The sequence below is a fragment of the Desulfovibrio sp. genome (assembly GCF_019422935.1).
Classification (GTDB): domain Bacteria; phylum Desulfobacterota; class Desulfovibrionia; order Desulfovibrionales; family Desulfovibrionaceae; genus Desulfovibrio.
The window spans coordinates 348,739-365,366 of sequence record NZ_JAHZCJ010000001.1; the positions used below are offsets into that span (position 1 = coordinate 348,739).

At 56.9% G+C, this 16,628-nt stretch carries 15 protein-coding genes and 2 tRNA genes; 10 read left to right on the forward strand and 7 right to left on the reverse strand.

Features of this window, described 5'->3' with window-relative positions:
- Nucleotides 1-43 precede the first annotated feature (43 nt).
- Nucleotides 44-1,792: a YcaO-like family protein gene (locus QZ383_RS01535; protein ID WP_291442446.1), complete on the reverse strand. Its 1,749-nt coding sequence runs from the start codon at nucleotides 1,790-1,792 to the stop codon at nucleotides 44-46.
- Complete coding sequence (locus QZ383_RS01540; RefSeq protein ID WP_291442448.1) at nucleotides 1,789-2,565, reverse strand: methyltransferase domain-containing protein; 777 nt, start codon at nucleotides 2,563-2,565, stop codon at nucleotides 1,789-1,791. The genes QZ383_RS01535 and QZ383_RS01540 overlap by 4 nt, the downstream gene beginning before the upstream one ends.
- Nucleotides 2,566-2,775: 210 nt before the next feature.
- Here QZ383_RS01540 and QZ383_RS01545 point away from each other — a divergent pair, with 210 nt between their 5' ends.
- Nucleotides 2,776-3,624, forward strand: a complete 849-nt coding sequence (locus QZ383_RS01545) for a 50S ribosomal protein L11 methyltransferase (RefSeq protein WP_291442450.1) — start codon at nucleotides 2,776-2,778, stop codon at nucleotides 3,622-3,624.
- A gap of 2 nt (nucleotides 3,625-3,626) precedes the next feature.
- Nucleotides 3,627-3,956 carry a hypothetical protein gene (locus QZ383_RS01550; protein ID WP_291442451.1) on the forward strand — a complete coding sequence of 110 codons (330 nt, stop codon included), beginning with the start codon at nucleotides 3,627-3,629 and terminating at the stop codon, nucleotides 3,954-3,956.
- A 138-nt stretch (nucleotides 3,957-4,094) separates the two neighbouring features.
- On the opposite strand, the gene QZ383_RS01555 is transcribed toward QZ383_RS01550, so the two are convergent.
- A complete protein-coding gene (locus QZ383_RS01555) occupies nucleotides 4,095-4,961 on the reverse strand; it encodes a M23 family metallopeptidase (RefSeq protein WP_291442453.1) in 867 nt (288 codons plus the stop codon).
- 126 nt (nucleotides 4,962-5,087) lie between these two features.
- On the opposite strand from QZ383_RS01555, the gene QZ383_RS01560 reads away from it, so the two are divergent.
- The 4 genes from QZ383_RS01560 to QZ383_RS01575 all read left to right on the forward strand — a co-directional run bounded on the left by QZ383_RS01560 (nucleotide 5,088) and on the right by QZ383_RS01575 (nucleotide 8,854).
- The gene (locus QZ383_RS01560) at nucleotides 5,088-5,948 is read left to right on the forward strand and encodes a pirin family protein (RefSeq protein WP_291442456.1); all 861 of its coding nucleotides are present in this window, start codon (nucleotides 5,088-5,090) and stop codon (nucleotides 5,946-5,948) included.
- A gap of 87 nt (nucleotides 5,949-6,035) precedes the next feature.
- Nucleotides 6,036-7,082 carry a zinc ABC transporter substrate-binding protein gene (locus QZ383_RS01565; RefSeq protein ID WP_291442457.1) on the forward strand — a complete coding sequence of 349 codons (1,047 nt, stop codon included), beginning with the start codon at nucleotides 6,036-6,038 and terminating at the stop codon, nucleotides 7,080-7,082.
- Nucleotides 7,072-7,998, forward strand: coding sequence for a metal ABC transporter ATP-binding protein (locus tag QZ383_RS01570; protein WP_291442459.1), 927 nt, complete (start codon nucleotides 7,072-7,074; stop codon nucleotides 7,996-7,998). The genes QZ383_RS01565 and QZ383_RS01570 overlap by 11 nt, the downstream gene beginning before the upstream one ends.
- Nucleotides 7,991-8,854, forward strand: coding sequence for a metal ABC transporter permease (locus QZ383_RS01575; RefSeq protein WP_291442461.1), 864 nt, complete (start codon nucleotides 7,991-7,993; stop codon nucleotides 8,852-8,854). Before QZ383_RS01570 ends, QZ383_RS01575 begins: the two co-directional genes overlap by 8 nt.
- A 116-nt stretch (nucleotides 8,855-8,970) precedes the next feature.
- Here the strand turns inward: QZ383_RS01575 and tpx are convergent, their stop codons facing one another.
- The gene (gene tpx / locus QZ383_RS01580; RefSeq protein ID WP_291442462.1) at nucleotides 8,971-9,474 is read right to left on the reverse strand and encodes a thiol peroxidase; all 504 of its coding nucleotides are present in this window, start codon (nucleotides 9,472-9,474) and stop codon (nucleotides 8,971-8,973) included.
- Between the two features lie 254 nt (nucleotides 9,475-9,728).
- On the opposite strand from tpx, the gene hslU reads away from it, so the two are divergent.
- The gene (hslU, locus tag QZ383_RS01585; protein WP_192111507.1) at nucleotides 9,729-11,042 is read left to right on the forward strand and encodes an ATP-dependent protease ATPase subunit HslU; all 1,314 of its coding nucleotides are present in this window, start codon (nucleotides 9,729-9,731) and stop codon (nucleotides 11,040-11,042) included.
- 165 nt (nucleotides 11,043-11,207) lie between these two features.
- Here the strand turns inward: hslU and QZ383_RS01590 are convergent.
- Nucleotides 11,208-11,283, reverse strand: a tRNA-Lys gene (locus tag QZ383_RS01590).
- Between the two features lie 434 nt (nucleotides 11,284-11,717).
- Nucleotides 11,718-11,804, reverse strand: a tRNA-Leu gene (locus QZ383_RS01595).
- A gap of 163 nt (nucleotides 11,805-11,967) precedes the next feature.
- On the opposite strand from QZ383_RS01595, the gene QZ383_RS01600 reads away from it, so the two are divergent.
- The 3 genes from QZ383_RS01600 to QZ383_RS01610 all read left to right on the forward strand — a co-directional run bounded on the left by QZ383_RS01600 (nucleotide 11,968) and on the right by QZ383_RS01610 (nucleotide 15,254).
- Complete coding sequence (locus tag QZ383_RS01600; protein WP_291442464.1) at nucleotides 11,968-12,519, forward strand: GNAT family protein; 552 nt, start codon at nucleotides 11,968-11,970, stop codon at nucleotides 12,517-12,519.
- Between the two features lie 670 nt (nucleotides 12,520-13,189).
- Complete coding sequence (locus QZ383_RS01605) at nucleotides 13,190-14,083, forward strand: acyl-CoA dehydratase activase (protein WP_291442466.1); 894 nt, start codon at nucleotides 13,190-13,192, stop codon at nucleotides 14,081-14,083.
- A 31-nt stretch (nucleotides 14,084-14,114) separates the two neighbouring features.
- The gene (locus tag QZ383_RS01610) at nucleotides 14,115-15,254 is read left to right on the forward strand and encodes a double-cubane-cluster-containing anaerobic reductase (protein WP_291442467.1); all 1,140 of its coding nucleotides are present in this window, start codon (nucleotides 14,115-14,117) and stop codon (nucleotides 15,252-15,254) included.
- 111 nt (nucleotides 15,255-15,365) lie between these two features.
- Here the strand turns inward: QZ383_RS01610 and QZ383_RS01615 are convergent, their stop codons facing one another.
- Nucleotides 15,366-16,565 (reverse strand): GGDEF domain-containing protein, encoded by a 1,200-nt coding sequence (locus tag QZ383_RS01615; RefSeq protein ID WP_291442468.1) that lies wholly within the window; start codon nucleotides 16,563-16,565, stop codon nucleotides 15,366-15,368.
- Between the last annotated feature and the right edge of the window lie 63 nt (nucleotides 16,566-16,628).

Sequence of the window (16,628 nt, forward strand, 5' to 3'; positions counted from 1 at the left end):
AGCCAGTTCTGGAGCCAGTTATGGACTCCGTTATGGAGTCTGATCAGTTCGCCTGTCCTTCCAGCTCTGCGAGATGATTGCGGGCAAAATCCAGGCTGGCATCAAGCTCCAGCGCGGCGCTCAGATATTCGCGGGCCGGCTCGGCATTGCCCATGAATTTTTCGCACAGGCCGAGGTTGGCGAGGTCCATTGCAGAGCCTTTGTCCACCCGCAGCACAGCCTTAAAGGCCTCAGCCGCCTTGGCATAGTCGCCAGTCTTGAAGTGGGCCACGCCAAGCAGATTGCCGTATTCCTTCATGTCCGGGCAGAGCCTGGCAGCGGCTGCCAGCGCGGGCAGGGCCTCCTGCCAGCGGCATTCAAGGGTATCTGTATAGCCAAGGTAAAAGGAGGCCAGAGCCTGGGAATCCGCATCCGGTTGCAGGGGAACGGCTGCGGCAAAGGCGCTGCGGGCAGTGTTGAAGTCTTCCGCGCGCAGGGCCAGCATGCCTTCAAAAAAAGGCAGAAAATGCGCGCCGGGATAGCACGATTCCAGCACCTTCAACCCGTGCAGCACTGTCGCCGCATCGGCTTCCTCCACGAGTTTGCGGCCCACAAAGAGGCCAAGGCTCTGGTTGCGGTCGCGCTCGCGAAAATGCAGGCCCGGCACAATGCTGTAGTGGGTGGGGATGCCAAGGCGCGGATGCGTAGTTTCTACCGCGTAAAGCTCCAGCGGGGCAAGGCCGCGCAGGGCAGTGAGCAGTTCTTCGCGGATATCGGCGTTTTCCACGGTGGGCAGGCTGGCAAGGGAGACGGTTGGGCCTTCGATAAGCCAGTTGATCTGCTCAAGGGCCGTGTACTTGGAAAGGCCTGAGGCCTCGTAGCAGGCGCGTGTGCAGAAATCGCCTGCAAGCTGGGCAACTTCAGTAACCGCGCGGATGGCCGCCTTGGCAGGGGAAGCCGCTGTGCCGGCGGTGTAGACGATTTCAGAACTCTCAGGAAAGGTTTTGGGATCCCAGGCAACGGCGGCAACCGTGGGCAGGGGCATGCCCTGCGAAAAATCTTTCAGCACAATGCGTATGCCCTCGCGCTCAAAGGCCGCCAGCAGTTCGGCCAGCACCGGGTCAAAGGCGCAGGATGCCGGGTCGATGGTGGGCGTGGTGGGTAGGTTGCGGTCAACGTGGCAGCACACATGGCGCTCGATCAGTTCGCTCAGGCCTTGCAGCAGCGATTCTTCACGACTGTTGCCAGCCGAAGTGCCGTTAAATTCGCCAAGCAGCTTGAACCAATCCAGCGGCAGCCATACGGTTTTGCCGTCCAGCAGGCGGGTGGCGGGGTAGAACTGCCAGCGCGTGAGGTCAAGCACACGGCGGGCATCCTGCGGCGAAAGGGTGTCGTCCACCGAGCGCAGCATGGCCTCAATGGATAGCAGGTCGCTGCCAAAGCGGGCCTCGGCCTCGCTCCATGTGACGCTGACCATGTGGGGGCGTTCTTCCCAAAAACTGAAAAAGGCAAAACGCTCCATCAGTTCCATAAGGGCCGAAGCTTCGGCCTGTTCGGCGGAGGAGCCTTTGCCCATCTGTTTGCGGGTGGGCATGATGCGCCGGGCATCGGCCCCGCACACGCTCAGGAACACAGGTATGCCAAGCCTGCCCACGTCCACGCGGTGCGTTTTTGACAAAATGTCGAGGCGGGAGGAATCCAGCCGCTCGCGAACGCGGGCAATGGTCTGCGCGGGGCTCATGGTTTTGTCCAGATCGCGCGTGTAGCCCTTGGGGCAGGGGGCCAGGGTTATAATGGGCAACTGCTCGTTCATGGCCGCTCCAGAATCAGAATGCTGTACAGACGGCGCTGTTCTTCGCCGTTTTCATCGTGGGATTTAACGCCGATGCGGCCTTCTGTTATCTTGAAGGTCTTGGCCGCAATTTTGCCAAAATGGGGTTTGGCGCGGGCTACATCAGTGCAGAAAAAGGCCTTGCCGCCGGGTGCGAGGTGGCGATCCACAAACTTGACCAGAGGTCTGTGCAGGTCGTCCAGATAGAGAATTTCCGAGGCGGCGATAATGTCAAAACCGCTGGCAAAGCGCGGGTCGCGCCCCGGCGCGGTCACGTCCACATGGGTGACTTCAATCTGGTCGCCCAGGCCGTTGCGCAGCACGTTGGCCCTGGCAAAGCGCAGGGCCTGCTCCACCACATCGCTCAGCACCACGCGCGCAAATCCGTAGCGGGCGGCCACAAGGCTCAACGCGCCGCAGCCAGCGCCAAGCTCCAGCAGGCTTTTGCCCTGCGGTTCATACTTGCGCAGCAGGCGGCCCAGCACAAAGGAACCGGGCCACAGCTTTGCCCACAGGGGCAGATCCTTGAGCGGATCATGGATGGCCTTGCGTTGCAGCAGCTTGTCCAGATGGGCGCTCATGTTCTGTATGGAGAGCACCTGAAGGGGATTTTCGTCCACATGAAGCGGCTCGAATTCCACATCAAAATCGGTGCGAATGCGTTCCAGCAGGGTCTCAAGTTCGGCGGCATGGGCCGGGGAAAGACTGGGCGATGTTTCCTCGGGTGACAGAGGCGAGCACTGGGAGTCAGACATGGATGTTCCTTGCAAAGGGGAATACAAAGGCTTTGATAAGTTAGTTACTATACCCGTATTTGAGGCACATGGCAATCCTTATTGATTAAGTAGGTATTGCGGAGGGCCAGCGCCACGCAAAAGAGGTCGACCCGGCAGGGGAAGTCTGGCATTGTTGGCTGGTCGGCTGGTGTGCCAGTGGCCCCGCCGCAAACACTGAGCGAGAGGATTATGAAGCAGATTTTTCGTTTGGAAATGGTTGTGGCCGAAGAAGATGCAGACCGCGCCACCGGCTTGCTGACCCTGGGTGTGCCCTTTGGCTGGGAAGAAGAAACCCTGCCCACGGGTGAAACACGCTTTCGCGTGCATTGCGAAAACCCCGAATTCATCAACAACCTGCAAAGCGACCTTCAGGCCCGTATTCCCGCTGCGGAATACACCCTGACCACGCTTGAGGATCAGGACTGGCTGGCCGCGTGGCGGCAGTTTTTTACGCCTGTGCCCTGCGGCAACCGTTTTGTGGTGCTGCCCCCCTGGCTTGCCGACAGCAATGAGTTCCCCGGTCGGGAAAAGATTGTTATCGAGCCCAAGAGTGCGTTTGGCACGGGCCACCATGCCACCACGGCCCTGTGCCTCACCGTGTTGAGCGAGCTTGTGGAAGCCGGGCGCGTCAAGCCGGGGCAGCATTTTCTGGATCTCGGCACCGGCTCGGGCGTGCTTGGCATTGGCTGCTGCAAGAGCGGCCTGACCGGTGAAGGTTACGACATCGACATGCTGGCCGTGGAAAATGCCATTGAAAACAGGCAGATCAACGGAATCGAAGGCTTTGAAGTGGGCCTTGGCAGCATAGACGCGCTCGAAGGCCGCACCTATGATCTGGTGCTGGCAAATATTCTGGCCCGCCCGCTGATTGATCTTGCCCAGCGCATTGTGTGGGCCTGCAAGCCCGGCGCGTGCCTAGTGCTCTCCGGCCTGCTTGAAATCCAGGCCGACAGCGTGGAAGAAGCCTACATGGCCCAATGCCTGCCCAAGCCCCGCCGCGTTATTGACGGCGAGTGGTGCGCGCTGGTCTGGGATTAGCATTGACGGTATTTGTTCTGGCAACTGCGGCGGCGCAGGCGGATATTTCGTCTGCGTTGCCCGGTTTGCCCATTGTTCTTGCGCCGGAAACTGCCCCTGCGCTGCTCTTTGCCATATTGGTCGGGCTTGGCGTGGCCTTGCAGCTTGCAGGCAGGTTTTACGCCAGCCATGGCGCAGCCCTGCTTGGGGCGGGCCTTGTGCTCGGCGCGGGCCTGTTTGACCGCGACCCGGTGCTGGTGGTTGGGCAGCTTGTGCTTGTGGCGGCCCTGTGGCCCAAAGCGCGCAAAAAGTCCCGAGCTGTGGCAGGTCGGCGAAACCGTCATTCTGTCTAGAATCAGGCCATTGCGCAGATCATTGCTCGGGCCACTGCCTGGGCCGCTGCTTTGCGGGGCGTTCTCTCCTGATCTGGGCGGGAATCTGTCCGGAACTCAGCCCGGAATTTTGTGCAATGCGCTGGCAGGCTGTTCCCGCTATCGGCGCTGATCCCAGGTGGGGATGGGCGGCGGAGTATAGTTATCGAGATCTTTCAGTGTAGTGCCCAGGCGGGTAGGGCGTCCGTTGGGGCCGCGCAGCACAGGCCCGCAAGACTGCGCTTCAATGACGGGCGGTATGTCCGCCGGGTCGGGGCGCAGCACTTCATCAGCAGAATGCAGATAGGGCAAGGGGTCAACGGCCTTGCCCGAGGCGTCCAGCAGGCCAAAGTGCAGGTGGGCCCCGGTGGTTCTGCCGGTACAGCCCACAAGCCCCACAGGTTCGCCTGCGGCAACGCGCTGCCCGGATTTTACCAGAGTCTTTGACATGTGCCCGTAGCGCGCCGTCATGCCGTCCTCTTGCCGGATGTCAACGGAGATGCCCAGTGGGCCGTTTTTTCCGGCGCGGATGACTGTACCGGGCTTGAAGGCCGTGACAGGCCAGCCCATGTGCGCGCGGATGTCTACACCCCCATGATCGCGCATGACCACGCCGCGCCTGCTGAGCCAGCCGGGCATGCGGCGGTTGCCAAAGGGGGATGTAATCAGCTCTCGCAGGGGCGGCAAGGAACGGCAAACCTCGGCATTGGCGGCTGATCCGGGATGGGCTGATTCCGGTATTGCTGGGGAAGATTCAGGCGCTGCATGCTGGCTGCTGGCAGATGTTTTTTGCGCGTCTGTTTGTCCGGCCTTGGATTCTGGGCTGTCTGGCTGGCCCGCGCTGGGTTCCGCAGCAAGTTCCGTGGCAAGTTTCTCGCTTTGGGCGGCGGGCGCAACCGATGCTCCCTCGGCAACAAGTTCCATAGGCGGGCAGCCAAGTGCTATGCAGAGGGCGCCAAGCGCGAGTCTGCTCAGAAATTTCGACACGTTTACTCCCCGTCAGCTGGCTGCGTTTTTAGCGCGCAACAGGTCGGCAGCATACGGCCCACTGTAAAAAAAGCAAGCCAGGCTTACTGCACATACGGCGAAAAGCCCGGCACAAGGAGGCAGCACATGCAGTTACGATCCATCACCGGAGACGTCACAGGGCGTCCCACCATTGATGGCGCAGGTGTGCGCCTTGTGCGCGTGCTTGGTTCGCCCACAGTCAAAACATTTGATCCGTTTCTTATGCTGGATGCCTTTGATTCCGTAAATCCCGAGGATTACGTAAAGGGTTTTCCCATGCATCCTCACCGGGGCATTGAAACCTTCACCTATCTTGTGAATGGCGTCATCGAGCACAAGGACAGCCTGGGCAATGCTGGCGTTATCCGCGATGGCGGCTGCCAGTGGATGACCGCCGGAAGCGGTATTCTGCATCAGGAGATGCCCCTTGCCTCGCCGCGCATGCTCGGCCTGCAACTCTGGATCAATCTGCCGGCCGCCCACAAGATGACTGATCCCAAGTACCGCGACATCACTATTGACATGGTGCCGCGTGTTGAGGAGGAGGCCGCTTCCGTGGCCGTGGTCGCAGGTGAATACAAGGGTGTCGATGGTGCTGCGAAGGGTGATTATGTGGACGTGCGTTTTCTTGATGTGCGGCTCAAACCCGGGGCGCGCTGGCAGGTGGAGACCAACCCCGCCCACACTGTTTTTGCCTATCTGTATGCTGGCGACTGCTTTTTGATGGATGGCAGGGAGCCCATGCTGGCCCGCCACGCCTACCTGCTGGGCGATGGGGACACCGTGGCTGTTGAAAGCGGCGAAGAAGAATGCCGTTTTGTGCTGGTTTCCGGCGCGCCCCTGCGGGAGCCGGTTGCCTGGGGCGGCCCCATTGTCATGAATACAGATGAAGAGCTGATGCAGGCGTATTTTGAAATTGAAGAAGGCAGATTCATCAAACACTGGCTTCCGCCTGCGCAGAATTAGCCGCTGACGGATTGAAAATATCCGGCTTGACACGGCTGCTGCGGGGTCTTATCTGACCAATTTGCTTTGCAAACAGGAGCAAGTACCATGAGCAATTGTATTTCTGTCTTGTTTCGCAAGGGCAAACATCACGGCCTGGCACTTTTATGCATGCTGCTCGTAACCGCTTTTGCGGTTACTGGCGCGTTTGCTGCCGAGCCCAAGGTGCGCGTTCTTGCCACCACCTATCCCGTGTATCTGCTGACCCGCGCCGTTGCCCAGACAAGCCCGGATGTGCAGGTTGATCTGCTCATTCCCGCCCAGACCGGCTGCCCGCACGACTACGCGTTGACCCCCAAGGACATGCAAAAGCTCTCCAAGGCCAATGTTGTGATCATCAACGGCCTGGGTATGGAGTCCTTTCTGGAAAAACCGCTTGCCGCCGCAGGCAAGAAGATAGCCGTCATCGACAGCAGCAAGGGTATTAACGCCATTGTTGAAGAACATGACGAAGATCACGATGCTGATCACGGCAAGGCGGACGCCGCCCATAAGGACGACCACAACACTGCGGCAGCAGCAAAAGGGCATGATCATGCTCACGAACACGGCCATGACCATGGGCACGACCACGGCGGCCTGAATCCGCATGCTTTTTCCAGCCCGCTGCAAGCTGCGGTGATGGCGCGCAATATTGGCCGTGGCCTTGCTGCTGCTGCGCCGGTTGCCGCAAAAAACTGCCCGCAGGCTGCGGATGCCTATGCCGCAAGGCTTGAGGCTCTGGGCCAGCGCCTTGCCGCCGTAGGGGCCAATGCCGCCAACAAGAATGTGGTGGCCCTGCACGATGGTATGGCCTACCTTGTGCGCGATGCCGGGCTGAACCTTGTGGATGTGATTCAGGAAGATGAAGAGGCTCAACCCTCTGCGGCGCGTTTGCTTGACCTGGTGAAAAAAATAAAAGAATCCAAGCCGGTAGTGCTCATTGGCGAGCCGCAGTATTCGGACAAGCCCGTGCTCGCCCTTGCGGCGGAAACGGGTGTTCCGGCAGTGCAGCTTGATCCGCTTGCCTCGGGGCCGTCTGGCGCGCCCCTTGATTATTACGAAACAGTTATGTCAAAAAATATTGCCACATTAGAGAAGTACTTTGGCAAATAACAGCTTGCTTGCCCCCTCGGTCTGCTTTGAGAATGTATGCCTCAGCCGGGGGGGCAACCTTATTCTGAACAATATCTGCGCCACCGCGCCCGCTGGCGGCAGCACGGTTCTTGTGGGGCCCAACGGGGCAGGCAAGACCACGCTGCTGCTCTGCCTTATTGGCGAAATGGCCTATACAGGGCGTATCCAGTTCGCTGGGTTAGAGCATCAGCCCCGCATGGCCTATGTGCCGCAGCATTTGATTATGGATCGCAGCCTGCCCTTGCGCGTGTGCGAATTTCTGGCCCTGAGCCGCCAGCGCCAGCCCTTGTGGCTGGGCCTGCGCCCTTGGGCGCGCAGCGAGGGGCGGCAGCTTTTGCAGATGGTCAAGGCCGAGCATCTGGAGCAGAGCCGCATGGGTGACCTTTCTGGCGGCGAACTGCGCCGTGTGCTGCTGGCTGCGGCTCTTGGCCGCAATCCGGAACTGCTGGTGCTGGACGAGCCTGCGGCAGGCGTAGACGTGCGCGGCGAGAGGCTCTTTTGGGAATTGCTGGATGCCGCCCGGCACGAGCGCGGCTTTACGCAGATCATGGTCAGCCACAATCTGCCGCTGGTGGCGCACTACGCAACCCATGTGGTCTGCCTTAACAAGACCGTATGCGCCACAGGCGCGCCCCGCGCCACGCTGACCTCCTCCACGCTCATGGAGCTTTTTGGCGTGCCGATCCACCTGTACCCGGACCAGTGCGACCCTGAGGACCCCGGCTGCCCGCAGTGCGGCGTGGTGAGCGAAGCCGAGGGCCTGCTGCCCAACTACGCGGCCATAGAGCGGCGTGAGGCCGCCCGCATGAATGCACGGCTGGCCTCCCGCATGGCGACCTCACCGTGCGAACCCTGCGGCGAAAAAGCGCCGGATCAGGGAGGTTCCCGTGCCTGATCTCAGCCCGATATACGCGCTTATTTCCATGATTCCGCTTGATTGCCTGCAAATGCGCTTCATGCAGCAGGCCTTGCTCGGAGTGCTGCTGCTGGCCCCTATGGCCTCTGTACTCGGGGTGGAAGTCATCAATTTTCGCATGGCCTTTTTTTCAGACGCCATCGGGCATTCGGCCTTTGCCGGGGTTGCGCTGGGGCTGATACTGGCTGTGCCGCCGCGTCTTGCCATGCCCCTGTTTGGCATACTGGTAGGGCTTGGCATCATGGCTGTGCGGCGCAAGAGCGACCTTTCGTCCGACACGGTCATCGGTATTGTCTTTTCTGCCGTGGTGGCTTTTGGCCTTGCCGTGGTAAGCCGGGCAGAAGGCGTAGGCAGAGACATGCAGCGCTTTTTGTACGGTGATATCCTCACCATCACCGATGGCGAAATCGGCTTTCTGGCCCTGCTCTTTGTTGCCTTGCTGGTGTTTCAGGCAGTTGGCTACAACCGCCTGATGTATATTGCCCTGAATCCGGTTATGGCGCGGGTTCACGGTGTACGCGTGGCAGTGTGGCAGTATGCCTTTGCCGGGCTGCTGGCGCTGGTGGTGATGTTTTCCGTATGGGCAGTGGGGGTGCTGCTGGTGACGGCCATGCTCATTGTGCCCGCTGCCACGGCTCGCAATTTTGCCCGTTCCGCCGGGGGCATGTTCTGGTGGGCTCTTCTTGTGGGCACAACATCCGCCTTTGCCGGGCTGACCCTTTCCGCTCAGGAATGGCTGGCTACGGCCAGCGGGGCCACCATTATTCTTGTGGCCTGCTGCTGGTTTGCGGTGAGCCTCTTTGCCGCTCAGGCCACGGGCCGCAGACGCTCCTGACGGCAAGGCTGCGCGCGTCTTTGCCTCTGCTCTGGTACTTTTTGTTGCAATACCACGAAAAACGCCTTCCCCTTTCAATGGGGAAGGCGTTTTGGCTTTTGGGGTAGCTGTATGAGCTAGGCCAGCTTTTTGACCGCTTCCAGAGCAGAGGCGTAGTCAGGCTCGTGGGCAACTTCGCCCACAAGCTGGCTGTAAGCCAGGGTGCCGTCGGGGGCGACCACAAAGACCGAGCGGGCCAGCAGATCCAGCTCCTTGATCAGAATGCCATAGGTCTTGCCAAAGGCGCCAGCGCGGTAATCGGAGAGGGCTTCAACAGCGGTTACGCCAGCAGCACCGCACCAGCGGGCCTGCGCGAAAGGCAGATCGCGGCTCACGGCCACAATACGCACCTTGTCGGACAGGGCGGCGGCTTCGGTGTTGAAGCGGCGAACTTCCATATCGCATACGGGAGTATCCAGCGAGGGAACGCATACAAGCACAAGCACCTTGCCAGCGTAGTCTTTCAGGCTGCGGGGGCTCATATCGTTGGCGGTCAGCGTGAAGTCGGGAGCCTTGCCGCCAACGGCGGGCTGGGTACCTTCAAGATGCATGACATTGCCTTTGAACGTAACTGTATCCATAGGAAACTCCTTATTGTTTCAGGGTTCTTGGATTCTGTGCTATCAAGGCTTTATTGTCAATGATTATTATTAGCGAGGTCGGCTTTTCAGATTTCTCGCTCTCACCTTTTCAGTGTATCGTTGCAGGAAAGTGTTCGCAAGGGCAGTGCACGCCGGTACGCTGCGGCGGTGGAGAAAACCTTTTGTCTCTCCATTGCCATGCGCGCGGCAATGCCTATATTTACATAAGAATGTGCCTACAGCAGGAGAATTTGATGAGTACTTTGACACCTCGCGGCATTGTTGCCGAGCTTGATAAATTTGTGGTGGGGCAGGAACAGGCCAAGCGCATGGTTGCAGTGGCGGTGCGCAACCGCTGGCGGCGGCAGCATCTTGCCCCGGAGCTGCGTGATGAAGTATCGCCCAAGAATATTATTATGATGGGCCCCACGGGCGTAGGCAAGACGGAAATTGCCCGCCGCCTGGCCAAGCTCTCCGGCGCGCCCTTTGTAAAGGTTGAAGCCACCAAGTTCACGGAAGTGGGCTATGTGGGGCGCGATGTGGAATCCATGGTGCGCGACCTCATGGAAATAGGCATCAACCTTGTGCGCGATGAAGAAAATGCCCGTGTGCGCAAGGCTGCCGAGGCTGCTGCGGAATCGCGCCTTATGGATTTGCTGTTGCCAAGCTCCTTTGGGTCGGAAGAACGCGCCTCCACGCGCGAAAAGCTTTTGCAGCAGTTCCGCCTTGGCTTTCTGGACGACCGGGAAGTGGAAGTGGAAGTGACCGAGCAGGGCGGCGGCAGTGTTGACCTGTTCGCCATCCCCGGCATGGAACAGATGGGCGGGCAGGTCAAGGACATGTTCAGCAAGGCCTTTCCGCCCAAGCACAGCCGCCGCAAAATGAAGGTGCGCAACGCCTTTGCCGTGCTCGTGCAGGAAGAATCTGGCAGGCTTGTGGATCAGGAAGCTCTGGTGGACAAGGCCCGCGAACGTGTGGAGCAGACGGGCATCATCTTTATTGACGAAATCGACAAGATCGCCAGCTCCTCGCAGAACCGCACGTCAGACATTTCGCGCGAGGGCGTGCAGCGCGACCTGCTGCCCATTGTGGAAGGCAGTGCGGTCAACACCAAGTATGGCATGATCCGCACGGATCATATCCTGTTTATTGCGGCGGGCGCTTTCCATTTCAGCAAGCCTTCGGACATGATTCCCGAATTGCAGGGGCGTTTTCCCTTACGGGTGGAATTGCAGCCTCTGGGCAGGGAAGAATTTTTGCGCATCCTCAAGGAGCCGGACAATGCCCTGACCAAGCAGTATGAGGCATTGCTGGGTACGGAGCAGATTCGCCTAAGCTTTACGGATGACGGGTTGGAAGAAATCGCGGCATTTGCCGAAGACACCAATACCCGCACGGAAAATATCGGCGCGCGGCGGCTCTACACAATCATGGAAAAAATCCTGGCTGACATATCCTTTGACGCGCCTGAAATGCCCGGTGCGCAGGTGGTGGTCAACAAGGCCTATGTGGAAGAGCACTTGCAGGATGTGCGCGATGATCAGGATTTAAGCCAGTATATTCTGTAGGCGATGGCTTTGTGTGTTGCGTCGGCTGCGTGACAGCGGAGATGCAGCGCACAAGGAATCGAAGCATTGAAGATCAAAAAAACCGGCCACTGGCCGGTTTTTTTGTAACTATCCATCAGAACAAAAGAAAAAAGGTTCGCGGTGTAACCGCGAACCTGAATTTTCTGGTGGGCCATCAGGGACTCGAACCCCGAACCAACTGATTAAGAGTCAGCTGCTCTACCAATTGAGCTAATGACCCGCATTGCGTGAAGAGGTGTTTACGCAAATGGGGGGCAAGTGTCAAGCGGATACGATTTTTTTTGTAAAATTATTTTACGCGTCAGGCCATTACCTGCAAATATAGGTGCGGTATAATCGGTAAATTTCCGCTCTGGGCGGGATTATTTTGATTTTGTGAGCGTACGGAAAAGTTTTTTGCCTGCGAGGCATGGCAATCCAGCCAAGGGTGACTCCCTCGTTAATCCACTCAGTAAAATTACACTGCCTGATCGGCGTGCCTGGCAGGAGCGGGCATAAAAAGGCCGGGATTCTGATTTACCGGAGCGCAGCCTGTAAAATGGCTCTGCACCAAAGCCGGGGTAAGCCGGATACCAGCGCAGGCTTACTTTTCTCTATGAGGTCACGCAGCAAACAAAAAAAGGACCTGCATTTCTGCAAGTCCTTATTTTTTGCTGGTACCGGGAGCGAGACTTGAACTCGCAAGAGGTTGCCCTCGGCGGATTTTGAGTCCGCTGCGTCTACCAATTCCACCATCCCGGCAGACTGACCAAGACACATGGGGCAATGCCGCATATGCATGGCGTGAGTGGCTTTGTAGCCCAAGGAGCGCCGATTCGTCAAGTCCTCAGAGCAGTTGGCTCTCTGATTGGGCCAAAAGCCGCCAGACACCGTGGTACAGAATTGGCTGGCTGGGGGTACGGAAATGACCACCAGTATTGTATGGGAAAGAGACGGATTTTTATTGCGCTCTGCCAGTCTTGAAGATTCACAACCTTACTTTGAGCAGAATTACAATCCCCTGGACAGGGAATTGGTAAGAATGACAGGGTGTAAGGACAGCTTTACAAGAGAAGAAGTCACTTCTTTTTTTAGTAAATCTATTGATGCTGCTGACAGGTATCTATTTTTGCTCATAGCACAAGGCAATAATATTGTTGGCGAATGCGTTGTGAGCGAGATTGATCCTGCTCTTCGCAGTGCCCATTTTCGCATTGCTATTCTTCAAAATGCATATAGGGGAAGAGGGCTTGGAACATGGGCAGTTCAGTCCGTATGTAGCTTTGTGTTTGACACATTAAAAATGCACCGTCTTGAGTTGAATGTGTTCTCATACAACACGCAAGCACAGCGCGTGTATGAAAAGTCAGGATTCAGGATAGAAGGCATCCGGCGCGATGCGATTATGTTTAATGGCAAGTATGCGGATGATATCTTGATGGCAATGTTGGAAGATGAATGGCGTTTGGTGCGCTAAAATATAAAGATAATATGGCAAGATGTCTTGTCCGCTGCTGATGCGTTTTGCCCATATGTGTGGTGTAAAAAACTTCAGATGATTCTTCTTGTGTACGAATCGAATTTTTCATCAGCGCGGTGCTGCCGTTACTGTCTGAGCCCCCTGAATACCTTGATTGCAGCAATCTAAAGCAGGCAGTAGCGCAATTACTCAATGCCGTGTGCCTCCCTATCGACAAGCTGATGCCCTTACGCTAATTTGATATACAGCTTTAGGACGAACTATGTCGGGGGCAACTGCAACAGCAAGGTATTCTGTGATTTCCTATAAGGTTTGTCGTGTCTTGCCTGTCTTCAAGGGCGGCGGGTCATGACAGCATCAGTGCCTTCAGGTTGGAGGCCCTCATTCGCGGTGGCGTGTCAGCGCCAGCCTGTTTTCCCTTTCCATAGTTTAAGCGGAAAGCGGGGGCTTTTTTATTGCCTGCCATACGCCTGCTCTTTTTCCATATCTCTCCGTGTTTCCACCTGTAGCAGTTTAGTTGCCGAAGCTTTCCATTGTATTGACGGCCTTGCAGCGCAGCGCTGCTGGCGCTTTTGTCATATTGTCCGCTCCACAGCCTTGCGCTGTGCGGCGGGTTTTGTTTTGCGTTTTTGTGCCGCAGTAATGGGTACGATCAGGAGTATGCGCTATGTATGTAGCTGGAATTGATGTTGGTTCTGTGGCTGCAAAGGCCGTTGTGCTTGAGCTGCTGCCCAACGGCGGCTCGCAGATTGCCGGGCGGGCAGTGCTGCCCACAGGCTGGAATACCGCCGAGGCGGGCGAATTTGCGCTCAACAATGCCTGCGAGGCTGCGGCAATGGCGCGCAACGATCTGAGGCATGTCACTGCCACGGGCTACGGGCGCATTGCCCTGCCTTTTGCCAACAAAACGGTTACGGAGATCAGTTGCCATGCGCGGGGCGCTGCGCATCTTTTCCCCCGCGCGGGGCTTGTGCTCGATATCGGCGGGCAGGACAGCAAGGTAATAAGCCTGGATATTCCGCGTGAGGTGGAAGCGGGCAGTCTTGATGCGGCTGGCGGCGCAGGCAGCCTGGGCACGCTCAGAAGCGCGAACAAACCGGGCGCAGTGCGCGATTTTTTGATGAACGACAAGTGCGCGGCAGGCACCGGGCGTTTTTTGCAGGTGCTCTCGGGCATTTTGAACATGCCGTTGGACGAGCTGGGCAAGGCTGCCGCCACTGGCAAGCCTGTGGCCATCTCAAGCATGTGCGCCGTGTTTGCAGAAACGGAAATCGTGGGCCTTCTGGCCCGCAGCACGCCGCCGCAAGATATAGCCGCAGGGGTATTCCGCGCCATTGCCCGCAGAATGTGCGCCCTTGCCCGGCGCATCCCCATGCAGGGGGAATGCGTATTTACCGGCGGTCTGGCAACAAGCCCCGCCTTTGCGGCCATTCTTTCAGACGAACTTGGCCTGACAGTTCAGGTGCCCCACGACCCGCAGACTGTGGGTGCGCTGGGGGCGGCCCTGATTGCCGCAGATTTGTATGCGAAAAAAGACCGTGCTCTCACTACACAGCGATAACCTCAATAACCTCGCAAGGAAGGAAAGCATCATGAAGTGTGCCAGCTTTGACCGCATTATTACTGCTTTTGAAAAAAACGCTCTGGCAGTGCAGGAGGCCAAGAGGGAGGGCAAGAAAGTTGTGGGCCAGTACTGCCTGTACAGCCCTTCTGAAATAGCGGTGGCCGCCGGGGCCATCCCCGTTTCTTTGTGCGGCACCCGCAACGATTCCATTCCCGCGGCAGAAGAAATGCTGCCCCGCGCCCTTTGTCCGCTTATCAAGAGCAGCTTCGGCTTTGCGCTTAAAGACAGCTGCCCCTATCTGAGCGCTGCTGACGTAGTTGTGGCCGACACCACCTGTGACGGCAAAAAGAAAATGTACGAGCTGCTTGCAGCCTACAAGCCAGTTTTTCTGCTGCAACTGCCCCAGGTGCAGAATGATGATGCCCTTGCCTACTGGAGGCATCAGTTTGAACTGCTCGTCGCCTATCTGGAAAAAGAATTTGGCGTATCCATCACCGAGCAGAAGCTGCGCGACGCCATCAAGCTCATGAACCGTGAGCGTCTGGCCCTCAAGGCCGTTATGGATCTGGCAAAGCGCAAGCCCACGCCCATCACGGGGATGGAGCTGCTGGAAATCGGGTTCAAAACGTCTTTCTTCCCCGACAAGGAAAAAGGCATCTCCATGATGCTGGAGCTGGCGGATGAACTTGGCAAAATGGTCGATGCGGGCCAGGCAGGCGTTTCCGCAAGCGCGCCGCGTATATTGCTTACGGGCGTTCCTGTGGGCATGGGTTCGCACAAGGTTGTGCGCCTGATCGAAGAATGCGGCGGCAGCGTGGTTTGCCTTGATAACTGCTCCGGCTACAAGAAAACCCGCGTGATGATGGACGAGCAGGGCGACCCGCTGACCGAGATGGCCCGCCGCTATCTGGACGTGCCCTGTGCCGTCATGTCGCCCAATCCGCGCCGGTATGAAGCCATCAAGGAACTGGCGGCAGATTTCGCGGTGGATGCTGTGGTTGATCTGACCTGGCAGGGTTGCCAAACCTACGCGGTGGAATCGTCCTCCCTCAAAAAATTTGTGCAGGAGTCCTTGCAGTTGCCCTTCCTGCAAATCGAAACAGACTACTCTGAAACGGATACGGAGCAGCTCAAGGTTCGCATAGAAGCGTTTATCGAAATGCTGTAAAAACAGCGGCTACTCTCGCCAGCGTCAGGCGGCCCGCGCTGCTCCCGAATGTAATTACGGGGCAGGGCAGACCGTCTGATTTTTTTTGCGGATGTGCAGGCGCTTGGGGTCTCAGATTATGGTTTTGGCAGTCTCAGCTTCTCTTTTTGCGCATTTGTAATGGTACATTTTAACGTCTGCCCGCGAAATGGTGTCGGCAATGCTGCCATCCTGTTCCGGGTCAAACTGCGCAATCCCGTACGAAAAGCACAGGCAGAAGTCTCCAAAGGTAACTTGTCGTGCCTCCACGCAAATTTCAGCAACCTTTTTTTCTGTTGCGTCCAGGCTGGCGTTGAACAGCAATGTAACAAATTCATCACCGCCAATGCGGTATGTTGAGCCCTGAGTCCTGAAATTTTTCATAAGGAGCTGGGCAAGGGCCCTGATGTGCTCATCGCCCGCCGAGTGACCAAACTGGTCGTTGATGGCTTTAAGTTTGTTCAGGTCGCACGACACCACAGTTATGTTTTTTTGCTGCTCTGTGCCCCGTAGCTTGTGGGTGGCCAGTTCAAAGGCATTGCGGTTCATTGCGCCTGTGAGCAAGTCTGTATATGCGAGCCATTGATAGAGCGGAATGGAAAAACTGCGAATCAGCACAATGGCCACAAAGCCAACGCCAATGGCAACGCAAATGGAGGCAATGATGTAATACCGCTGGGAGCTTGCGGTATTTTCAGCAAAATATTCTCCGTCAAATTCAATAACAAGGGTGCCAACCGTGACCCCGTTGCTCTTGATCGGTTCGCAAGACGGAATAATCATGCCCCACGATGTCTTAAGGATTTCTGTTCCATGAAAAACATCTCCATCCAGACATTTGTTCACAGCGGGGAGAATTTCGACTTCTATGGGCGAACCGCAGGCACGAAAATCTTCTGAATCCCGTGACAGGCCATCAACAACATATATGGCCTTGCCTTCAGAATCGCGCTTTGCCGTGTAGAGATACCTGACGGCGGTTATTTTACGAACATCGTCAAGCTCTTGCTGTACATTATTGTAAAGGTGCGAGTCCATATCTTTGCCATCATAAATTGCAGTGAAGTTTTCTGGCGGTATGCGGTCAAGCAAGAGAGAGAAAATGGCGTCTGACATCATGGTTGTTATGAGTTTTAAATCGAGGTTTCTGTAATAATAGAAAATTGAAGTTATCAATGCCGCAGTTATTATTATGGAAATAACAACGAGAGAGAGTAATTTTAACTCTGCTCGAGAGAATGTTTTATCAAATTTGTTTCTGTCCGTTGATTTTGTATAGTACTTCTTGAGCATATCAGATTCCCTTGAAATAAATACGATGATGACTTCTCAATTTATACGCTACAATAAACTATA

What these genes read in the sequence shown, in the direction of transcription:
- QZ383_RS01535 (WP_291442446.1), bottom strand. Translation starts at nt 1,792, where the DNA reads ATGAACGAGCAGTTGCCCATTATAACCCTGGCCCCCTGCCCCAAGGGC.
- QZ383_RS01540 (WP_291442448.1), bottom strand. Translation starts at nt 2,565, where the DNA reads ATGTCTGACTCCCAGTGCTCGCCTCTGTCACCCGAGGAAACATCGCCC.
- QZ383_RS01545 (WP_291442450.1), top strand. Translation starts at nt 2,776, where the DNA reads ATGAAGCAGATTTTTCGTTTGGAAATGGTTGTGGCCGAAGAAGATGCA.
- QZ383_RS01560 (WP_291442456.1), top strand. Translation starts at nt 5,088, where the DNA reads ATGCAGTTACGATCCATCACCGGAGACGTCACAGGGCGTCCCACCATT.
- QZ383_RS01565 (WP_291442457.1), top strand. Translation starts at nt 6,036, where the DNA reads ATGAGCAATTGTATTTCTGTCTTGTTTCGCAAGGGCAAACATCACGGC.
- tpx (WP_291442462.1), bottom strand. Translation starts at nt 9,474, where the DNA reads ATGGATACAGTTACGTTCAAAGGCAATGTCATGCATCTTGAAGGTACC.
- hslU (WP_192111507.1), top strand. Translation starts at nt 9,729, where the DNA reads ATGAGTACTTTGACACCTCGCGGCATTGTTGCCGAGCTTGATAAATTT.
- QZ383_RS01600 (WP_291442464.1), top strand. Translation starts at nt 11,968, where the DNA reads ATGACCACCAGTATTGTATGGGAAAGAGACGGATTTTTATTGCGCTCT.
- QZ383_RS01605 (WP_291442466.1), top strand. Translation starts at nt 13,190, where the DNA reads ATGTATGTAGCTGGAATTGATGTTGGTTCTGTGGCTGCAAAGGCCGTT.
- QZ383_RS01610 (WP_291442467.1), top strand. Translation starts at nt 14,115, where the DNA reads ATGAAGTGTGCCAGCTTTGACCGCATTATTACTGCTTTTGAAAAAAAC.
- QZ383_RS01615 (WP_291442468.1), bottom strand. Translation starts at nt 16,565, where the DNA reads ATGCTCAAGAAGTACTATACAAAATCAACGGACAGAAACAAATTTGAT.